Source organism: Rhodoferax sp. GW822-FHT04A08, assembly GCF_058801025.1.
Map to the genome: position 1 here is coordinate 1 of NZ_JBXAMW010000085.1, position 299 is coordinate 299.

The window sequence follows — 299 nt, forward strand, 5'->3', positions numbered from 1 at the left end:
GACGTAGCCGCCGCCGTGGCCTCTGCCAACGCGGCATTCCCCGCCTGGGCCGACACGCCACCCATCCGGCGCGCGCGCATCATGTTCAAGTTTCTGGAGCTGCTCAATGCCCGGAAGGACGAACTGGCCCGCGTGATCACCGCCGAACATGGCAAGGTGTTTACCGATGCGCAGGGTGAAGTCTCGCGCGGCATCGACATCGTCGAGTTTTCCTGCGGCATTGCCCAGTTACTCAAGGGTGACTTCACCGACCAGGTGAGTACCGGCATCGACAACTGGACACTGCGCCAGCCCCTGGG

At 63.9% G+C, this 299-nt stretch carries 1 protein-coding gene; it reads left to right on the forward strand.

What is annotated here, in order from left to right:
• A partial coding sequence (locus AC1RMF_RS26690; protein ID WP_493145590.1) for an aldehyde dehydrogenase family protein occupies positions 1–299 on the forward strand: 299 nt, incomplete at both ends.